The following is a 19,497-nucleotide window of genomic DNA, read 5'->3' on the forward strand; positions in this document are numbered from 1 at the left end:
CGGTCGGGGCCGGCCTGGTGGCTGGGATCGGGACGGTGCCCCGGGCGGGTCGGTGTACCGGTTGGCGGGGCACCAGGGTTGGTGGTCGGTGGGGTCCCGCTGCCGCAGGAGACCGTTGCCACTGTCACAGTGACGGCCGCAGACCCGGGCGTCTTGACGGCAATCGTCGCGGCGTTCGTCTTCGGTCCACCGGAGGATCCGGGGGTCACGGTCAGGTTTCCGGTGCTGCGGGCCGGTGCTTTGACGGTGGTGACGCCGTTGTGGCAGCTCGCTGAGAATGGGCCGACGCTGGTGGTGCCGACCCGGACAGCGGAAACGGTGGCTTCGGCGACGCCGGCGCCGGCTCGCAGGTTGATCCCGGTCGCGACGACGGCGCCGCTGGGCGAGGACGCGGACCCGCCGCCGGACTTGATCGCACCACCGCTGGACACGCTCGGTGCAGGTCCGGCGTGTTCACCGCCGGACACGGTGATCCCGGAGGCACTGGACACGGACTCTGCGGCGAGCGCGACAGGCTTGGGCACGAACGAGGTGACGGCGACGGGAACGCCCATGACGAGTGCGCCGAGGCCAGCTCCGGCCAGAGCGAGGCGCACGGTACGTGGTTGCGCGGTCGTTGACATGGAGACTCCTTTGCTGCGAACCGGACTAGTGGATGAGAACGGGGGTGCCGATCGGTACTTCGGTGGCCAGGCGGTGGAGTGCCGGGGCGGGAATGCGAATGCATCCGTCGCTGGAGCGTGTACCGAAGACGTGCTCGTTGGGCCAGGTGTGCAAGGCAGTGACGCCTGGACCGCCCCCGAAGGTTTCGTGACTGGTCGAATGAATGCCCAGGGGCAGAATGACAGGACTGTAGGTCTGCTTGCTGTCGGTGATCGAGGCCATGATGAAGGTGCGCCCGAGGGGAGTCGGTGCGGACCGCTTCCCGACGCCGACGGTCCACGTGGCAAGTGCCGGACCACCGGTGCGGACCAGGGAGAGCCGAAAAGCCGTCGTGTCGACTTCCAGGTGGACTGGGGTCTGTGCTGCGACCAGTGAGGCGTCCTGTGTGGACAGCCACCCAGTGGAACCGTTGGGGCGTGGGGGCAGCAGGACCTGGACCCAGCCTGGTTCCCGAGCGATGACAGGCACCCAGGTGTCGGTGGTGATTTCGTGCACCGGGAGGTGTGCGATTGCCGGTCCGCCCGGGGCGGTATAGACGGGCACCGGCCACTGTGGATGCACGACGGTCCCGTCCGGTGCCTCGCCGGTGTTCATGTCGCGTGGGGCAGCGTCGAGTGTGGTGTAGGTGGATGCCGGAGGCAGAAACTCCGGGTGTGCTACTGCTCGTGGTGCGACGACCGGTGCCTGCGTGATCGGGTCGGCGTCTGTTGTGGCGGAGGCCGGAGGGGCGGCGTGTCGATGACCGATCAGGGCCGCCGTCAACGCCAGGCCCAGTGTGAAGCTGGCGATGAGAGTCACCGTGCGCAGGAGCGCCGGCTTGACGCGTGGTGCGTCCTCGGTACCGAGGCGGCGATGGTCACTGTTGTGGAAGATCATGGACCTGATTCCCGGTCGTGTGGCAGAGGGAGCGGTGGTGCGGGCCCGCCCCCTGATCGGGTCCGCACCACCGGTTCATTTCCCGGCGAGCGCCGTGACGAAGCCGGGTTCCGGGCTGCCGAGCCCGGTGACGGTGTCCCATCCCGCAGCGGTGTGCAGCTTCTTCTGCGGGTCGGCATCGAAATCGACCAAGTAGTCACCGGTGCCGCCCGGCACCGCCACCCCGGCCAGCGCATGCATGGCCGGGGTGAATACCCCGGCCCTGACCGGCGTCACGTCCTTGATCCCGCTCTTCATCGCATACAGGGTGGGGGTGAGCAAGCCGCCTCGGGAGCCGCGGATCTGCTGTGCGTTCGCGGCGAGTCCGGCGACGATCGGCGACGCCAGCGAGGTTCCGCCGTAGGAGAGGAGGTCGAACTTTCCCTGCGTGGTCCGGCCGACGAGAAATCCGGTGTAGCTGTCGGCGAGCGCAGCCACGTCCGGCAGAGCGCGGTGGCCATGGGACAGGGAGGCCGGCACGACTCCGTTCTGCCAATCCGGAGGCCCGTAGAGCGCGGAGGATCCGCCGCCTGCGCCGCCGGCGAACGGGCCGTCGGCGTCCTGCTGGGGTGCCCACTGGTTGCCGGAGAGCGTGTTCCCGGAATTTTCCCATCCGGTGACCAGGACCGGCTTGTTCTGCTGGTTCAACCCGACGCTGGTGCCGCCGACGGCGGTGAGCCACGGGCTCGACGCAGGGAACTGCACGGTCGGTGCACCGGCAACGCCGGCATTGGTTCCGGCGTCCCCGGTGGATACGGTGATCGACTGGCCCTGAATTCCGGCTTGCAGGGCGATCGAGTTGAACTGGTCACGGACCGACTGGGGCAGGTCACGTTCTCCTGTGGCGCTTCCCCAGGAGAAGGAGATCACGTCCACGGCGTTGTCGGTGACTGCACGGTTTGCTGCGTCGTAGAGACCGCCGTTGGCGCATGTCTTTGCCGCGTAGTAGCGAAGATTGGCGTCAGGGGCGACGGCATGCGATGCCTGGACATCGAGGGTCTGTTCGCCGTTCCACCCGTCCGCGCCGCACTCTTGCTGATCGGTGTACCCGCCCGAGGGCAGAACTGTGGTGTACTGGCCGGCCTTCAACGGGGGCATGCCGAACTGTGCGGCGGCTTGGTTGGTGTCGTTGACGATCGTGTCCGAGTTGTACGCACCGACGATGCCGACGGTCGTGCCCGAACCACTGTTGCCCGTATCGAGGCCGTACATCGCCCGCAGCGACGCGGGGGAGTAGCCACACAGCGAGTTCGACTGGTAGCCGGATGGGTACTTCTGCGGTACATCGGTGTTGTTCTGCTCTCCCCACCAGCGTGCACAGTGCTGTTGGGCGGCGGTCTCATGCGGGGTGGTGTGCTGCGGTCGCAGTACCTGGCTGCTGTCGTCCAGCCCGATCACCGCGGAAATCACGCTGCGCAGTACCCGCGGCACCGTGATCGGAGATTCCGGTGAGGTGAGCGTCCGAGGACGCCCGCCCACCTCAGTGCGATAGGCGGAAATCTTGGTCCCGAAGGTGCCTTCGAGAGTTTTCGTGGTGGCCTCGGCATCGACGAAATGCCGATTCGCGGAGATCCCCGTGACCGAAACACCATTGCGTTTCAGCCAGTCCTGCACTCGGGCTACCGTGTCCTCGGTAGGCCCGAACCTCGCGGTGAACTGCTCGTTCGTCAGATACTGCCCACGCTGCGGACTACCCGGGGTAGATACGCCCTTGACGAGGCGCTCAGCACCCGCCAGGTCGCGCAGGGAGAGCGCGACCTGAATATGGCGAACCGCCGACTCGTCCGCAGCACCGACTTTCGCCGCAGGAGCGGCCCACGTCGGTGTGCTTCCGGCAACGACGCTGCGGTCGTCATCGATCGAGGCGCCGTGCGCGACGGCCGGCACAATGGCCGACGAGGCCGCGAGCGCCGCAACCACTGTGGCGGCGCGCGGTGAAAATGGCATGGGAATCCTCACTGTCGAAAAAATGCGCATGACGATAGATAAGTCTGATTTGGAACAAAATTGTGGCGCGGTTTCTGAAGGTGGCGCCGGGAAGTCGATCCGCAGAAGATCGGATCGAGGTCTTGGGGTCGAAATAGAATTGATGCGTGCTCGCGGTTCAGTTGCGTCGGCGGACCGCGCGCGTGTGACCTGGGTTTTGAGCTCAGCGAGGCGTGAAGCGATGCAATCAGCAGGGTGCGGACCGTGTCGTTGTGCGTGTGCCCGTTACTGCGGTGTTGTGGCTGAACGCCGCGAGGGGAGTCGTGTCGCCAGGATGCGGATGCGCAGCCAGGAGAATGACCCAAGTGCAGCGTTCGCCCGACATTTGTCGGCACGATGTCTCCCGTGTCGGCGGCCGTCCGACCGTGCTGTCACACCCTCCCTGATGTGACGGTCATGGCGGCCAACTCGCACTCAACCTACCGTCAATCCACCGGTTGTCAACACATGCATACAGTCGACGTGGTTTTGCGGCGTCGGGAGGCGCTGATTGCCCGGGGAAGCCTCGGCTCGCGATATGGATCGCCTCGGGTTCGGCGGGTCCGAAGCGGGCCGTCTCGGCGTGCGGCCTCAGTTCCGGCGCAGGTGGGTCTTCTGGTCCTCGGCGATAGCGAGGAGGATGTCCTTGAGGGCCTGCTTGTTCGCCCGAGTCGAGTCATCGAGCGCGGAGGAGATTTCCCGTGCCTGGATGCTGCGCAGGCCGATGTCGTTCATCAGCCGCATGATCTCCTGGTCTGCGTCGGTGAGGTTGGTGTTCAGGCCGAGGAGTTCGGTGAGGTGTTGTGTGGTGAGGTTCTGGTCGAAGACGCGGGCGTCGATGCGCCAGAAGTCGGCCAACGCGTTGCACACCGACAGGTCGGCACGGAAACGCTTGCCCGTCTTGAGATTGCTGATGAACTGCCTGCTGACACTCACGTCTCGTGCGCTAAGACACCAGGTGGAGATGTCGGTGGTGGATGCATCCTTGTCGTAAAGATCGTCACGCGACTCGGCGATGACCACAGGATCGACGACCGGGTTGCCGTCGGCGTCGGTATAGCACCTGCATTCCTCGGACAGGAGTAGCGTGAGCTGTTCGGCGAGCGTGTCGAGGTCGACCAGCCGCTGCAGCAGGCGAGACTGCTGCTCGCTGGTTCGCCGGGGAATCGGCGATTCATCCAAGCCGACGTGTTTCCGCGGTACCTCCGCCATCGTCTCCCCCTCGGTTCAGCACTTGACAAGTGCGACGTCGCCGATAACCTGGTCTCAGGTTGTCAACAAGCGCATACAACTATCCCATAACCAGCCCTCTCCGGCAATGCATGGACAGTTCGCGCCCTCATGGAGGCTGCGCACTGTGACGTCGCGAGGCCTTGGAGAGGCGAAATGACGGTTTCCTCCGAGCACATGCAGTACGCGGCGGTCCGGGGAAGACCCAGTGGGCCGGATGTACCGGCCGTGGTGGCTCGTCCCGGTGCGCCGATCGGTGATCGGCTGGGCTTGGTCGTGGCTGTGCTTGGCGCCTCCGGAGGTGCCGGTGCCAGCGCGGTGTCTGCCGCGGTATCGGACGTTGTTCAGCTGGCCGGGTACTCGGTGCTGATCGCGGACACCGCGGACCCGGTGCGGTCGGGTCTGGCACGGGCAGCCAGAGTGGACGGTCCGGTCGTCGGCGTCCCTGCACCGGCAGCGAGAATGCGGTTCTCCTGGCGTGCGCAGGCCCTGCTGGGCCGGGTGGAACGGGTCGGCGCTGTGCGGCCCACCGCACCGTCGCTGTGGTGGCTGCCGGACCAGCGCAGTATGCAGCTGACGGTGGTCGACCTGGACGGCGACGCCTGGCAGTTGGGCTCGAACGTCCGCATCGGAGCGGGTCGATGGCTGGTCATGGCCGGCTGCACGCTGCTGGTGGTGCGCCCGACTGTGCCGGGGTTGCATCATGCCGAGCAGGTGCTGGCATGCCTCGAACCGTGGGTTCTGCGGCAGGTCGTGAAACCGGTGGCCCATCTCGTGGTGGTCGGCGAGAGGAAGTGGCCCCCGCGCGTGGCAGCGACGGCTGGGCCACGCGTGGCCCAGCTGCTGGGCGACACGATTTTCGTGCCGCGTGACTCGGACATCGCGGCGGGCGGGGTCACCGCAGATGTGACTCCGCCGAAGGTGCGCGACCCCTTCCTGCGTCTTGTTCAGCGCTGGCGGGCTGAGGGAGCGCTGCCGCCGGACGTCGTACCGAATCCCGTGGCCCGTTGAGTTTCAGACCGCGCTGAATGTCCCTTACCGCGGTGAAGCCCTCCCTGTTTCAGCGCCCGCACTACGCCGGGCGCCTTTCAGGGAGAAGCGATGGTCGGACACATCGTCGGGGAGTGGTTGCCCATCGCGGCCGACATCCCGAACCCGTTACCGTCGAAGCCGCCGGGATCGGAGAAGATCCTGGGCTTGGTCGGCAACGTGCGGTGGGCAGCGGGTCTGGCATTGATGGTCGGGTTCTTCATGGGCCTGGTGGTGTGGGCCGGAGGCCGATGGATTGATCACCACCGCGCAGGAAAAGTCGGACTCGTGATGATGCTGTGCGCGGTCGGCGGCGCCATCCTCTACGGCATCGGGTGGACGGTCATCAACGGGTTCGCGGGCAGTCCGCAGTGACCACCCCACAGGACCGTCACGCGAGCACCCGAGCACGGATACGGCTGCTCGTGGCGACCGTCGCTGTTGTCGCAGCCGTGGCCGCCCTGGTCCTGGTCGCCCATCACCGGACGACGCCCGCGACGAGCCCGGCAACCAGGCGAGGCGATCCGCCGCCTCCGCCAGGAATGGTGGCTGAGGACCGTGCCGCAGAAGAACGGCTCGCCACCCGGCCGATGACCTGGCTGCCGTCGGACGCGGCGGCAGCCCATCCCCAGACCACTCGAACCGCGGGTCCACCGATATCCCTGCCCGCAGCGTCCGCGCGGCAAGGTCGCTGGATCCCGGACGGCTATCCGGCGACACCGCAAGGTGCATTGGCACAGCTCGTCGCACTGAATAAGGCCGCGATGGCCGGCGGTGACCCGGAGACCTACGACCGCGGCTACGCCACACTCGCTCTGCCCGGCGCCCCGCCTCTGTCCGGCGCCGGATTGCACGTATTGCTGCAGAGATTCCGCGAATCGGCGCGCCTGGAACCCGGGGAAATGAGAGCTGGCCTTGCGGTGCGCTACGAGATCACGCACGGCCTGATCAAAGGAACCGCCGACAGGGGCCGCTACGTGGTGGCGTGCACACTCGGCCAGTTCACTGTGGACTATCACGGGTATGGCACTTCCGTGGGCGTGGGCGATTGCCAAGCCCTGCGGTGGACGGGACGTAGCTGGCGGATCAGCTCCGGCCCGCGCGCCGCATACGCGTCATCCGCGTGGCCGGGAACTGACGAATCCGTCGATGCCGGTTACCGGCCCCTTGCCGGGGGCACGTCGTGAACCCGCTGGACTGGCTCACTCAGCTCGGGAAACTGGGCACACTCGCCGGGGACGCGGCGAACAAAGGCCTGCAAGTGATCTCGCAGAACTTCTTCGACTACATCATGGAGGCAATCTGGGGATCCGGGCTGACAGTGCTGAAGCTGGTGCTGCAGTTCATCGACTGGATGTCGGCGTTCACGGTGTCCACGACCGACGGTCCGATCGGCGTGGTGTGGCCGCTGATGCTGTGGATCAGCGGGGTGCTGGCCCTCGGCCTGTTCTTCTGGCAGATCATGATCACCGTCCTGCGCGGCGGGCGTGGATTCTCTCGTCTGGTACTGGGTCCGATGCAGTACGGAGTCACGTTGGCGGTGTCCGTCGGGATCGTGGCCGCTGTTCTGGCGGCCGCCGACGGGCTGACCAAGGTGCTCCTGACCTACGGCCTGCATACCGACCGGTTCGAGGGCGCGATGCACGTCTTCAACTTCCCCAGCGGTGTCACCAAGACACTGAGCGCCATCGTGCTGGGTGTCTCAGCAGTCTTCGGCACCTACCCCGCCGCGTTCGGGATGGGATTCGAGATGGTCCTGCGCCAAGCCGGGATCTACATCATCGTCGCGACCATCCCCATCCTCGCCGCCGGACTGCTGGCCAACACCACCGCCCGCTGGTTCTGGAAAGGCGCTCGCGCGCTTCTGGCACTCGTATTCCTCAAACCCGGCATCGCACTGGTGATCGTTATCGGCGTGTCCGCCATGACCGGCGCGGAGGGGTTCTTCGGCTTGCTCTCGGGCGCGGTCACGTTGCTGATCTCGCTGTTCACGCCCCTGGTGTTGTTCAAGCTGTTCACCTTCATCGACCCGAACACCGAAACCGGTTCGGCGCTGCGCAGCCAGCTGTCCGGGCTGGGCGCCGATGGCTACGGACCGACATCGCTGCCCGATCAGCAACTCGGCCGCGCCTTCGACGCGGCCAAAAAGCGGTGGCAGGGCCGCAACGACGGCGACGATGACGACAGCGGTGACGACGACAACAGCGACGATGACGTCATTCACGCGAACGCGGAACGCTTCGACGCGGCCGACAACGACGAACCCGTGAACCCTGCCGATGAGGCAGATCCGGCAGGCGAGGATGAACCGGGAAGCGACGGACGCGACGGGGCCCCGGAGGAGCCGGATCACCCGGCTGCGGACAACCCCGCCGAGGAATCGGCTGCCGAGGACCCCGCCGACGACGCGGCACCTCCCGCCGTCGCGGACGATGCTCTCGAGTCGGTGGCACCGCCCGACCCGGATGAGACCGCCGCCGACCGCGAGGACCGGGGTGACGGCGATGGGCCGGGCGACGGCGAGGCCGGGCCGTCGGAGACGGCGGTGCTGTGGTGAGCGCAGGACCTCGGATCTACACCGGCCTGGCCCGTCGGGAGAACGCCGGCTGGCTGCTGGGATTACGCCCCGGTCAGGCGGTTGTCTGTGTGCTGCTGACCTTGCCGGTCGTGGTCACTCTGTCCGGCGGCGACGTGCGCGGCGCCGTGGTGGCGGCCGCGGTGGCGATACCGTTGATCGGACTGGTGGTCGTCCCCGTTCGCGGCCGCACGGTGATGCGGTGGCTCGCGCACCTGCTGATGTTTCAGGTCGGGCTCGCACTGGGCTGGTCGCGGTGGCAGTCGCGGGCCGCGAGTGGTTCGACCGTGGACCCGGCCATCCCCGACCTTCCCGGAACCCTGGCCCGGGTGCGATTCCCGGACGGACCGCCGATGCGCGACCTCGGCCGGATCTGCCTGATCCACGACACCGGCGAGGCCCGGTGGGGTGCCACGGCGAAGCTGGTGCACAGCGGCATCGCGATGCTCTCCGACGCCCAATGCCAGCGTCTGGCCAGCCGACTGGGAAATCTCCTCGCGACATTGGCACACCGCGACGTGGTGGACCGGATGTCGCTGCTGATCCGTACAGTTCCCGACACCGGCGCCGACTACGACGCGTGGCGCGCCGAGCACGAACGCGCGGACGCGCCCGAAGCGGCGCGCCGGGCAGCGCGCGAACTGGACCGCACGATCGGACGGGTCGCCGTACGGCACGAAGTGTTCGTGACCTTCACCGGCCCGGAGGACGCCCTGCGCAGACCCGCCACCGCGGCGGGCGGAGGAATCGACGGTCGCGCCGTCGTGCTGTACCGCGTGCTGGACGGGCTCACCGACCGGCTCCGATCGCTCGGGGCCGAACGCGTCACCTGGCTCTCCGGCGCCGGTCTGGCCCAGGCGATCAGAACCGGATTCAACCCGGGCTCAGCAGGCGTTCTCTCGGCTCGCGACCGTCGCGTGCCCTGGGCAACCGCAGGACCGACCCACGCCCCCGCACCCACCGCTCGGGTCTACCGGCATGACGGCTTCGCCACCGTCTCCTACGCCGTGGTGATGCCCGAGGCCGGCACCACCTTCGGCTCCCTCGGCGGGTTGCTGGCCATCCGCACCGCAGGTGAGCGGCGCGCCCTCGCCGTGCACTACGAAGCACTCTCGGCGCGGCGCGCACGCTCCGCGGTGCGCGCCGGCCGGTTCCGCACCGGCGTGGTCCGCGACTGGAAGCGATCCAAAGGCTTCAGCGTCGCCGCCACCGACCGGCGCGCCGCGGCCGGCGCGCGTTCACAGGAGCAAGCCGTCGCCGCGGGGCACGGGCTCGTGCGATTCGCCATGGCAGCAGCCGTCACGGTGCCAGGGGAGTGGGCCGTCGACGACCACGCAGCACGGATGGAGAACGACATCGCCGGCCGTTTCGAGCTGTTGCGCCTCGACCTCGCTCAGGACGCCGGCTTCGTCACTGCGGTCCTCCCGGTCGGTATCGGCCTGCCCCGGCTGCGTGGAGGTGCCCTCTGATGCCGGGCCACGCGCAGGAACGCACCGCGGCTGATCTGCTGGCCACCTTCGGCGGCGCCCCCTCACCACGCCCAGCCACCGGTCCCGGCGACCACAGCCGCCGGGACCGGATGAATCGCCGGACGGCTCCACGGCGTGGTCACGCACGGATCGGGCACGGCTGGTCTCCCGTACTCGCACCGCTGCCGGTGTACCACGCGAGCACCCACGACATCGGCGGGTTGTTCCCGTTGCTCGGATCCCGCCCGACGCCGGCCGTCGGCGCACGGATCGGCTACGACGTGGACTCGGGTGGCGCCTTCTACTGCCACCCCGTCGAACTGGTGCTGCGCGGCGGCTACGCCACCAACCCCAACATGGCCCTGTTCGGCGAACCCGGACGCGGCAAGTCCAGCACTGTGGTGGCGTTCCTCCTGCGCATGGCCAGCTTCGGCGTCCGGACGGTGATCAGCGGCGACGTCAAAGGCGAGTACACCCCTGTCGCCCGAGCGCTCGGCGCCACCCCGATCGTGCTCGGCGCCGGCACGAACGCCCGGATCAACGCACTCGATCTGGGCCCGCTCACCACACGGTGGAACACCTGGAGCGTGCACCGCCAACGCGATGAACTCACCAGCCTGCTCAGCCGCTGGGGTCAGCTGCTGGCCGCGCTGGCCGAATCGCAAGGATACGCACCGACGGTCACCGACGACGCCGCACTCGCCGCCGTCCTGCACCGCCTCGTCGGCGCCACCGACGGCAACACCCACCTCCGCCCGATCAGCATCCCCGACGTTCACCGCCAGCTCGCCGAGCCCGACCCGCAGCTGTGGCACGACCTGCGCTACGCCAGTCGACGCGCGTTCCTCGATCAGTTGCGTCCGGTCACCGATGCCCTGGCCAACCTCATCTCCGGACCGCTGGCGGGACTGTTCGACGGGCCCACCACAGTCGACCTCGACTGGAACGCGCCCCTGCAGACCATGGACCTGTCCCGGCTGCGTTCCCGAGGCGACACCGCCATCGCCATCGCCCTGACCTGCCTGGGCGCGTGGACGTCCTTGGCCACCGACCTGCGTGCCGATGGTGACATCAGGATCGTCGTGCGTGACGAATGCTGGCGCCAGCTCCGTCTCGGGCCACGCGCCGTGGCCACCGTCGACGCCGAGCTCAGGCTCTCCCGCCTGGAACAGACCATCCAGATCCTCGTCCTGCACAAGCTGTCCGACCTGCTCTCCGTCGGCGCCTCCGGTTCACAAGCCGTCGCCATCGCGCGAGACCTGATCGCATTGTGTTCCCACCGTGTCCTCTTCGGACAATCCACGCGGGTCGCCGAAGACCTCGCAGATGCACTCGCACTCACCGGACCTGAGTTGCACCGGCTCACCGGAGCTGTCAACGAACGCCGCGGCCGCGCCCTGTGGAAGGTCGAAAACCACTCGGCGCATCTCGTACAAACAGTGCTGTCCGGCTTCGAGAAACGCCTCTTCGACACCAACGCGCAACTACGCACACGCCGGAAGGGCCGTTGAGATGAACGACGAACGTTTCGACCGCATCCGGGAAGCTGGATTGGCGGCGGAGAGCGCGGTGTGGGACAACGCGACGATTCCGCAGGCACCTGCTGCGGCGCGGGAAGCCGCCACCGACGACGTCGCCAGGCGCGGCTACGCAGCCTACCGCGAGGCTGTGGCGGAGAAGAGCTTCGAACTCGGAGTCGACGAGCGCGACTACTACCTGGCCCACCCGGCTGTTGCCGTGATGGTCCGGCCGGAAGCGATCGACGAGGACGAGCGGTCCGCCGCTCTGGACCGCTATACCGAGCAGCACGCTGCCGTCATCGAGGAGTACCAGGCGGAGCTGGACGACGAGGTGCTGAACCACGGCGACGAGTTCGGCCAGGGGCTCGGGTACTGATCATGCCCGGCCGGAACAGACAGCAGGGACGATGAACTCGTCGAACCTGGCCCGGAAGAGTGTTGTGGTAGCCGCCATCGTGGCGATGCTGTTGGGCGGTTTCGTGTTTGTCACTGCGATCGTCTCCGCCGCTCAACCCGGGTCAGGAATCGCCCTTCTCGGGTGCGCTGGAGGATCGGGAGAGGGCACCGGCCGAATCGCCCACGAGACACTCGACGAAGACGCCACCAGTATTGCCCGCACCATCGCCGCCGCCGTCCGCCAACGGCACCTGCCACGCCGCGCGGCCGTCATCGCGATCGCCGCAGGGTTGGTCGAATCCGGGTTGCGCAACCTCGATCACGGTGACCGTGACTCCCTGGGGGTGTTCCAGCAACGCCCTTCCCAAGGCTGGGGCACACCCGCTGAGATCCTCAACCCCGCGCACGCGACCAACACCTTCCTCGACCACCTCCTCACCATCCCCGCTGGGAGACACTGCCGCCGGGCGAGGCAGAACAGGCAGTGCAGCGAAGCGGGTTCCCCGACCGGTATGCGCCTCGCGAAGCCCAAGCTGAGAGCATCGTCGCCACCCTGCGGGCGGGTCCGGACAACCCGGCCCCACCCTCTGACGGCGGCACGCCGCCGAGCATCGACGCAGCTGCATCCTGCCCCGACAACGGAAAATCCGACCTGCCGCTGGAGCCCGGACAACAGCAACAACCCGGCCGGCTTCCGGAAGACTTCCCGTGGCCGGCTGACCCCCAGCAGAAGGCCGCAGTCCAGTTCGCTGCGGCGCAGCTGGGAAAACGCTACGTCTGGGGCGGCAAGGGACCCGACGACTACGACTGCTCAGGCCTCATGCTGGCAGCGTGGGCAGCGGCTGGTGTCGGCATCCCAGCTGGCACCGTGGCCCAAGGACAGGCCGGCCACGCGGTCGCCGGTCTGTCCCAAGCCCAGCCCGGCGACCTGCTGTTCATCCCCGGAGCTTTCGGCAGCGCCACCACACCCCGGCACGTCGGCATGTACATCGGCGCGGACTTGATCGTCGACGCCTACGACGAACACCACGGCGTCATCCTCGAGCGCGTCGCGGACTGGTCCACCAGAATCGTCAAGATCCGCCGCGTCGTCGAACCGGCAGTGCCCGCCCCACCGCGAGGAGGCGGCCGGTGAGCGAGCACATCCTGGCGAAGAAGTCACGCCGAGGCCGCGTGCGGCCCGAGCCGACGGCGATAGCGGTGGCCGCCAGCGGTCATCGACGACAACCACCGGATCCGGGTCCCTTCGGTGTGTGCGAGGTAATCGACGCACGACGACCGCACGCAGTGATCCCCAACGATCTTCTTGACCACGTGATCGCGGGTCGCGGCGCAGACGCAGTAGCCGTACAGCCCTCCCGAGCACCGGGAGGGAACCGAGCGCCATGACTCATGGCTCGAGCCCTCCCCGTACAGGAGGGACTGCCCCATGGCCCGCCACCGGACCGAACCGGCCAGCGCCGATCGCGACGTCGTGCTCGTCGCGCTCCTGATCGCCGCCGTTCTCGTTGTCTGTCTGCTCGCGCTGGCGCTGACCGCAGCCGCTACCTTGACGACCGGGTTCGCCACAGGGGTGTGGGCCTGGCCACCGCCGGCGCGCGCCTTCGCGCTCGCAGGACAGATCGTGACCCATCCCGACAGTCCTGCCCACGCCCTGACCAATCCGTGGCAGCACGGCGTCTCCGGTCGCGAACTCGCCTTCTACGCCTACTTCACCGCCGTCGTCCTGGTCGTGGCCAGCCTGACCGTCGGCGTGTCCGTGCCGGTGTGGCGCCGGGTTGCTCCCACCGAACCGGGCCATGCCAGCCGCCGCCAGATCCGACACACCCTGACCCCGCGCGCCGTGCGCCGTACCGCTGTGTGGACCCGGCCGGACCTCGCCCCGGCCGAACGACGCCACGCGGCGCTGACCCAGATCTCGACCCCACTACCACGGGGCCCGCACAAGGAGACACTCGTGGTCTCGCTGGAAACCCCGACCGGCACGATCGCACCCACCCGCTCCGGGAAGTCCCGCACCGACCTCGTCCACAAAGCCCTGGCCGCCCCCGGCGCCCTCCTAGCCTCGACCACCAAAGACGACCTGGCGGAATGGTGCCTCCTCGCACGCTCCCGCCGACCGCACGGTGGCATTGCGTGGCTGCTGGACATGACCGGCACCGTTGCCTGGCCCCGGCAGATCCGGTGGAACCCGCTCGCCGGCTGCGACGAGGCGGCAGTGGCGCTGCGCCGCGCAGAAACACTGATCGAAACCTCAGTACTCGGCATGGAAGAGATCGGCGGCAACGACAAAGTGTTCCGCGGCCGTGCCCGGATTGTGCTGCAGGCGTACCTCTTGGCCGCCGCGCGGTACCACCGGAGCCTGGACGATGTCATCACCTGGGCCCTGACGAAACCCGCAGACCAGGAGCCCGCCGAACTTCTGCAACGAGAATTTCCGCAACTGGCCTACAACCTGCGATCCGAAACCGGGATGGTCGCGGAGACCGCCGACGCTGTGTGGATGAGCGTCCGGCGCGCACTGGAGCCGTTCATGAACCCCGACGTCCGGCGACTGTGCACGCCCACCGGCGACGATCCGTTCGACATCGACACGCTGCTCGACAGCGGCGGCAGCATCTTCGTCATCGCCGGCCAGCACCAAGCACCCCAAGCCCGGCCGGTGCTCTCCGCCTTCGTCGAAGAATTCCTGCGCCGCGTTCAGGAACGCGCGCTGCAGCAGGAACACCGCCGCAACACGCCCCCGGTGACCACGATCCTCGACGAAATCTACGAAGGCACCCCGGTGCCGGGACTGCCCGGATTCATCTCGGACATCGCCGGCCGCGGCGGCCCCATTCACTGGTCCGCTCAGTCCCGCGGGCAACTCGACGAGCTCTACGGCGAACACGGGCGAAAAACACTCATCGACAACACCCTGACGCTGTCGGTCTTCCCCGGAATCAAGGACGACCACACCCTGGAATGGCTGTCCACAATCAGCGGCCAACACCGCCGCCGGACCTACCAGCACCACGCCGACGGCCTGCTCAGCGGCGGCCGCGGCTCGATCGGCAGCGAAGACGTCCCCACCTACCGCCCCGGAGACCTCCGCACCCTCGACCGCGGGCGCGTGCTGATCCTGCACGGCAACCTCAAACCCGTTCTCGGCCGCACGATCGACGTCACCGAACGACCGGACTGGGCACAACTCGACGCCGACGTCACGGCCATCCGCAACGGCACCGCCCGCCCCGAGCTCGACGTCCACCGGGACCGCGCATGACTACCTCCGACGACATTCCGCAACCGCCGCGCGACGACCGGTACGAGGACCCACACCGCACACCGGCAGAGATCACCGCGATCGTCGAACGCCTCTGGTCAGCAGCCCAAGCACACACCGCTCGCCTCGACCAACTCCACGAACGACTCAGCAGCCTCGAAGCCCACGACGAGACCGACCCCCGCCGCACCGCACGCTGGCTCGCCTTCCCCGCCCCGCCCGCGGCGGAAGACCCCGAACACGAGAGCGAGACCCCGCTATTCACCATCGCCCACTTCGTCCAGTACTACAACCAGGTCTACACCGGACGCCCCGGCAGCCGCGCCGTAGCCATACCCGACTGCTGGCTTGACCACCCCGGCCTGCTGGCCGAGCTCGCCACCCTCACCTACACCTGGCGGGAGGCCCACCTCGGAAAGCACGCCAACGTCCGTGACGCCCAGAATTGGCACGACCGCTGGAGACCAGGCTTCGCCCACCGCCTCGCCACCGAATGGACCCACCCCCACTGCCTCACCGCCATCCACAAACCGATCGGCACAACCAACCTCCACGACCGCTACACAACCGAAACCGCGGGAGTCGTCGATGAGAATTCGCGGTTGACGCGGTCCCAGGTCATCGGCGGGAAATAGTGGTGCAACTCGCCAGGAACTGCGTGCAGACGTGGCACGATCTCGTGGACCGGCTTGAGAGAGATCGGATAATAGCCTGGGCTGTTCAACCGCGAGAAATCCCCGCTTGGGCGGGCTCAGGTGGTGGAAACACCCGCTTCGAGTAGTTCGGTGGAGAATTCGCTGGGCTTCTTCGAGACTTGGATCTTACGGGTCGATCGTTGATCGCGGCGGCGACTGCGGTCAGGTGGTGGGGTCACTGATGATCTCCAGGCCCTTGGGGACGTAATCGTGGACGATGCGGTTGGAGTCGTCGTTGCCGCCCCGTTCCCAGGTTGAGTGGGTGGGCGAAGAATCGGGGCAGACTGGTTGCGGTGATGTCGTTGTGTAGAGCCATTTCCGCGCCGCTGTCCCACGTCGGTGACCGTTTGACCGACGGCGGAGGGGGTTGACGGTGGACATGATCGCCTCGGCACCGTCTGAGACCCGGCCGGTTAGCGGGATGACGATGAGGAACCGGCTGGTACGCTCGACCAGCGCGGCGACCGCGGTCTTGCCGCCCTTACCGATCGCGAGATCCCTCTCCCCGTGGCCAGCTACGGCGCGCCCCTCCACCGCCGCGGGTCGCTTGTCGTGATGATGCGGTTCGCGGATCCGGGGCGCCGGAGCCGGTCGTAGCTCGACCGGCGGGTGCGGCCGGTCCGCAGGCGGATCAACTCCGCCCGCAGGGTCGCGACGGGTTGGGCGCATGCCCACTGGCAGATGGCCTCGTGTGACACTCGCTTCAGCGTCCCCGCCGCTCCGCAATCGAGCCGGGTGGCCACCCCTTCTTCAGCATTCGGGTCAACAGCGTCCGTAGACCCGGCCGGGCATCCACTGCTTGCGGTTTCGGCCGCGCCCCGTCATGCGACTCTATCCCGATCGGAGATCGCGGTACGGTAGCTCTCCCGGCCTCCGTGACGGGCTCCCCGGGGCACGGTCGACGCGTCACGCCCGATCAGTGCAACGACGTCCTGGTAGTTCAACGATTCCGCCAGACTACAAGAGATCTCCTCCTCGATCAGCCAACGTCCGCATTCTCCGCACGACAGGCATCCTCACCCACTGAGCCAGGATCACATGCTACGACCGGCTGAATCTGCCCCTCGTCGACCTTCTGCGTCACGGCACTATCACTCGGCATGTTGATCTCGTGATGCCCGTGGTGACCTCCTCCGGCTGAGCCCGAGGGTGGTCCCGCTCGTTCAGGGGTGATGAGCGGGCACCATCACGGCTACGCGCGGGCCCGCGATGCAAGCCGGAAGCGCGTATGGTGAGTTGGTCTGATGTCTGTCACATGCTTGTGCCTCCGGGCGGCTGGACGCGGTGATCACAGACTGTTGAACTCGACGATGACGGCGGCCCCCTTCGTGACCACCCATGTCCAGCGGCCGGTTCCGATGAGGTTCCATACGTCCTCCTCCGGACTACGGCAGTGCCGCTAACGAACGCGACGAGCCTGCACACGGCTGCTAGACATGACGTAGCCCGGCAAGTGCCGTGTCGAGGATCGGCTGGCGATAGTCAGGGCGGCCGGGGATCTTGGCGATGGCGACGATCATGTCGAGGATCTGGTCCAGGCTGACATCCGCTCGAACGTCCTGGGCGTCTCGGGCAGCGCGCAATAGAGGTTCGCCGGCGGCGAGTACTCGGTCGCGGCTGGCGCCGAAGACGGGACTGTCCCGATCGGTGTGCTGGAGCAGCTCCACGGCGACTGGGCGTTTATTGGTGACGTACTGGAAAAACCTGTGCAGCCAGGCAGTCAGCCGTGCGCCGGTGGTGTCCGCGTCGATCGTCGACGCCGCGGTACACACCAACTCGACCTCGTCGACGAGCAGTGCTTCCAGCAGGTCGCGGCGGGTTGCGAAGTTACGGTAGAGGGTCGCCGAGCCGACGCCGGATCGTCGGGCGATCTCGGCCATCGACACCTCCGCTTTGGGGTCGGCAAAAGCCTCCCGGGCGGCGTGCATGATCCGTTCGCGATTGCGAACGGCGTCAGCCCGTGTGGCGGACGCTTGACCGGGCGCTCTGGGCGTCTTCGACAAGTGGGGATCCTCTCCGGTAATGTCAACTGGGTACCCTCTCCGTTTCCAGGCCAACGCTACCCGTACGTTCCACACCCCGCCACCCATAACACCCAAGCGGGCCGGCAGCGAGCATCGCTGGATCTGCCACCCGCTTTGTCTCCTGAAGGAGCGACGATGGATCACTCGCCCCCTGCTCGCCCGGTCCGACGTCGACTTGTCCTGGCCGTGTGCTGTCTCAGCGTCTGCGTGACTGGCGTCGACATCACCATTGTCAATGTGGCGCTGCCCTCGATCGCCACGAGCCTGCATGCCTCCGTGAGCAGCCTGCAATGGACCATCGACGCCTACACCCTCGTGATCGCGTGCCTGCTGGTGCTCGCCGGCTCGCTGGCCGATCGCTTCGGCCGCAAGCGGGTGTTCCAGATCGGGCTAGCGTTGTTCTCGCTCAGTTCGCTGCTGTGCGGCCTGGCACCCAGCGTGGGATGGCTGATCGGCTTCCGCGCCCTCCAGGCCGTCGGTGGCTCCATGCTCAACCCCGTCGCCATGTCGATCATCGTGAGCGTGTTCACCGACCGCCGGGAACGTGCCTGGGCGGTCGGCGTGTGGGGCTCAGCCATTGGTGTCACCATCGCCGCCGGCCCTATCCTTGGCGGTATCCTGGTCAGCGCCCTCAGTTGGCGGTCCGTCTTTTGGGTCAACGTCCCGATCGGCCTCGCCGCCATCGCACTGACCCAGTGGTTCATCCCGGAGTCCAAATCACACCGGGCCCGCGCCTACGACCCTCCCGGACAGGTGCTGATCATCGTCCTGTTCGCCTCGATCATCACCGCGACGATCGAGGGACCCCGCGCCGGCTGGGGCTCGCCGTTCATCATCGGGCTGTACGTGCTCGCCGCCGTGGTTATGCTCGCCGTGATCATTGTGGAGTCCCGGCGACGGGAGCCACTGATCGACCCTCGATTCTTTCGCAGCCCGCCGTTTGCGGGGGCGAACACGATCGCCCTGGCCATTTCCGCAAGCTTAGGCGGGTTCCTGTTCCTCAACACCCTCTACCTTCAAGACATCCGCCATGACAGCCCACTGCGAGCGGGCCTGGTGATCATCCCTCTGGCCCTGGCCCAAGGTGTCTCCGCCAACTTCTCCGGGCGTCTGATCGGCTCCCGAGGTGCCCGGCTGCCTCTGGTCCTGGGCGGTGCACTGCTGGCGATCGGCGCCTTCCTGCTCCTCCCACTGACCAACCGCACCCCGGTCGTTTACCTCCTGGCCACCTACGCCGTCTTCGGCTTTGGCGCGGGCCTGGTCGCCCCGCCCATCACCAACACCGCAGTCTCCGGACTGCCCGCCGAGCAAGCCGGGGTCGCTGGTGCGCTCGCCTCCAGCGGCCGGCAGTTCGGCATCGCGGTCGGCGTCGCCGTCACCGGTTCAATCGTGACCAGTACCGACGCCAGTTTCACCCCCGCAAGCCAAGCCGCCTGGATTGTTCTAGGAAGCTGTGGAACCCTCGCATTCCTGCTCGGCTTGGTCTCGACCAGTCGATGGGCGCAGGCAGCAGCGACTCGAAACGGCGAACGCCTCGCCATCCGGCCTCACGCAACCGACCTCGATATGCCCTGACCAGCGCACTGACTTAACCTCGTAACGGTTGTTGTCGTGATCAGATCGTGGTGAGGTTGCCGGCCCAGCGTCGCCTGTGGTGGCAAGGATTTGACACGTGAGGATTGAGTGTTCGGCTTGTTTGGTGCAGAGAAATACAGGTAGGGAGCGCCGTCGCGCACCACGCAGTCGAAGGC

General features: G+C 67.4%; 17 protein-coding genes. 11 read left to right on the top strand and 6 right to left on the bottom strand.

Annotated elements, in window-relative coordinates:
• Nucleotides 1–648: 648 nt before the first annotated feature.
• From ABD793_RS24990 to ABD793_RS25000, 3 genes are all read right to left on the bottom strand, one after another.
• Entirely contained in the window at nt 649–1,539 is an 891-nt protein-coding gene (locus ABD793_RS24990; RefSeq protein ID WP_344864070.1) for a L,D-transpeptidase family protein, read from the bottom strand.
• A 75-nt stretch (nt 1,540–1,614) separates the two neighbouring features.
• Nucleotides 1,615–3,555: a S53 family peptidase gene (locus tag ABD793_RS24995; RefSeq protein ID WP_344864072.1), complete on the bottom strand. Its 1,941-nt coding sequence runs from the start codon at nt 3,553–3,555 to the stop codon at nt 1,615–1,617.
• A gap of 579 nt (nt 3,556–4,134) precedes the next feature.
• Nucleotides 4,135–4,755, bottom strand: coding sequence for a hypothetical protein (locus ABD793_RS25000; protein ID WP_344864074.1), 621 nt, complete (start codon nt 4,753–4,755; stop codon nt 4,135–4,137).
• Nucleotides 4,756–5,091: 336 nt separating this feature from the next.
• Here ABD793_RS25000 and ABD793_RS25005 point away from each other — a divergent pair, with 336 nt between their 5' ends.
• The 7 genes from ABD793_RS25005 to ABD793_RS25035 all read left to right on the top strand — a co-directional run bounded on the left by ABD793_RS25005 (nt 5,092) and on the right by ABD793_RS25035 (nt 11,742).
• Complete coding sequence (locus tag ABD793_RS25005) at nt 5,092–5,784, top strand: hypothetical protein (protein ID WP_344864076.1); 693 nt, start codon at nt 5,092–5,094, stop codon at nt 5,782–5,784.
• Between the two features lie 90 nt (nt 5,785–5,874).
• Nucleotides 5,875–6,177: a hypothetical protein gene (locus tag ABD793_RS25010; protein WP_344864078.1), complete on the top strand. Its 303-nt coding sequence runs from the start codon at nt 5,875–5,877 to the stop codon at nt 6,175–6,177.
• 167 nt (nt 6,178–6,344) lie between these two features.
• Entirely contained in the window at nt 6,345–6,989 is a 645-nt protein-coding gene (locus ABD793_RS25015; protein WP_425548763.1) for a hypothetical protein, read from the top strand.
• A complete protein-coding gene (locus ABD793_RS25020) occupies nt 6,986–8,359 on the top strand; it encodes a hypothetical protein (RefSeq protein ID WP_344864082.1) in 1,374 nt (457 codons plus the stop codon). Before ABD793_RS25015 ends, ABD793_RS25020 begins: the two co-directional genes overlap by 4 nt.
• Nucleotides 8,356–9,846 carry an SCO6880 family protein gene (locus tag ABD793_RS25025; RefSeq protein ID WP_344864084.1) on the top strand — a complete coding sequence of 497 codons (1,491 nt, stop codon included), beginning with the start codon at nt 8,356–8,358 and terminating at the stop codon, nt 9,844–9,846. Before ABD793_RS25020 ends, ABD793_RS25025 begins: the two co-directional genes overlap by 4 nt.
• Nucleotides 9,846–11,357: an ATP-binding protein gene (locus ABD793_RS25030; protein WP_344864086.1), complete on the top strand. Its 1,512-nt coding sequence runs from the start codon at nt 9,846–9,848 to the stop codon at nt 11,355–11,357. The genes ABD793_RS25025 and ABD793_RS25030 overlap by 1 nt, the downstream gene beginning before the upstream one ends.
• Before the next feature lies 1 nt (nt 11,358).
• Nucleotides 11,359–11,742, top strand: coding sequence for a hypothetical protein (locus ABD793_RS25035; protein ID WP_344864088.1), 384 nt, complete (start codon nt 11,359–11,361; stop codon nt 11,740–11,742).
• A 142-nt stretch (nt 11,743–11,884) separates the two neighbouring features.
• Here ABD793_RS25035 and ABD793_RS25040 read toward each other — a convergent pair whose 3' ends face one another.
• Nucleotides 11,885–12,193, bottom strand: a complete 309-nt coding sequence (locus ABD793_RS25040) for a hypothetical protein (RefSeq protein ID WP_344864091.1) — start codon at nt 12,191–12,193, stop codon at nt 11,885–11,887.
• 53 nt (nt 12,194–12,246) lie between these two features.
• Between ABD793_RS25040 and ABD793_RS25045 the strand changes: the two genes are divergently transcribed.
• The 3 genes from ABD793_RS25045 (at nt 12,247) to ABD793_RS25055 (ending at nt 15,662) form a co-directional block, all read left to right on the top strand.
• The gene (locus ABD793_RS25045) at nt 12,247–12,897 is read left to right on the top strand and encodes a C40 family peptidase (RefSeq protein ID WP_344864093.1); all 651 of its coding nucleotides are present in this window, start codon (nt 12,247–12,249) and stop codon (nt 12,895–12,897) included.
• A gap of 294 nt (nt 12,898–13,191) precedes the next feature.
• Entirely contained in the window at nt 13,192–15,027 is a 1,836-nt protein-coding gene (locus ABD793_RS25050) for a type IV secretory system conjugative DNA transfer family protein (protein WP_344864095.1), read from the top strand.
• Complete coding sequence (locus tag ABD793_RS25055) at nt 15,024–15,662, top strand: hypothetical protein (RefSeq protein ID WP_344864097.1); 639 nt, start codon at nt 15,024–15,026, stop codon at nt 15,660–15,662. Before ABD793_RS25050 ends, ABD793_RS25055 begins: the two co-directional genes overlap by 4 nt.
• A gap of 222 nt (nt 15,663–15,884) precedes the next feature.
• Here the strand turns inward: ABD793_RS25055 and ABD793_RS25060 are convergent, their stop codons facing one another.
• Both ABD793_RS25060 and ABD793_RS25065 read right to left on the bottom strand, forming a co-directional pair.
• Complete coding sequence (locus tag ABD793_RS25060) at nt 15,885–16,256, bottom strand: hypothetical protein (protein ID WP_344864099.1); 372 nt, start codon at nt 16,254–16,256, stop codon at nt 15,885–15,887.
• Nucleotides 16,257–17,152: 896 nt separating this feature from the next.
• Nucleotides 17,153–17,812 (bottom strand): TetR/AcrR family transcriptional regulator, encoded by a 660-nt coding sequence (locus tag ABD793_RS25065; protein ID WP_344864101.1) that lies wholly within the window; start codon nt 17,810–17,812, stop codon nt 17,153–17,155.
• Nucleotides 17,813–17,881: 69 nt separating this feature from the next.
• On the opposite strand from ABD793_RS25065, the gene ABD793_RS25070 reads away from it, so the two are divergent.
• Nucleotides 17,882–19,321, top strand: coding sequence for an MFS transporter (locus tag ABD793_RS25070; RefSeq protein ID WP_344864103.1), 1,440 nt, complete (start codon nt 17,882–17,884; stop codon nt 19,319–19,321).
• Nucleotides 19,322–19,497 lie beyond the last annotated feature (176 nt).

The organism is Amycolatopsis ultiminotia (genome assembly GCF_039536925.1).
Lineage (GTDB): Bacteria > Actinomycetota > Actinomycetes > Mycobacteriales > Pseudonocardiaceae > Amycolatopsis > Amycolatopsis ultiminotia.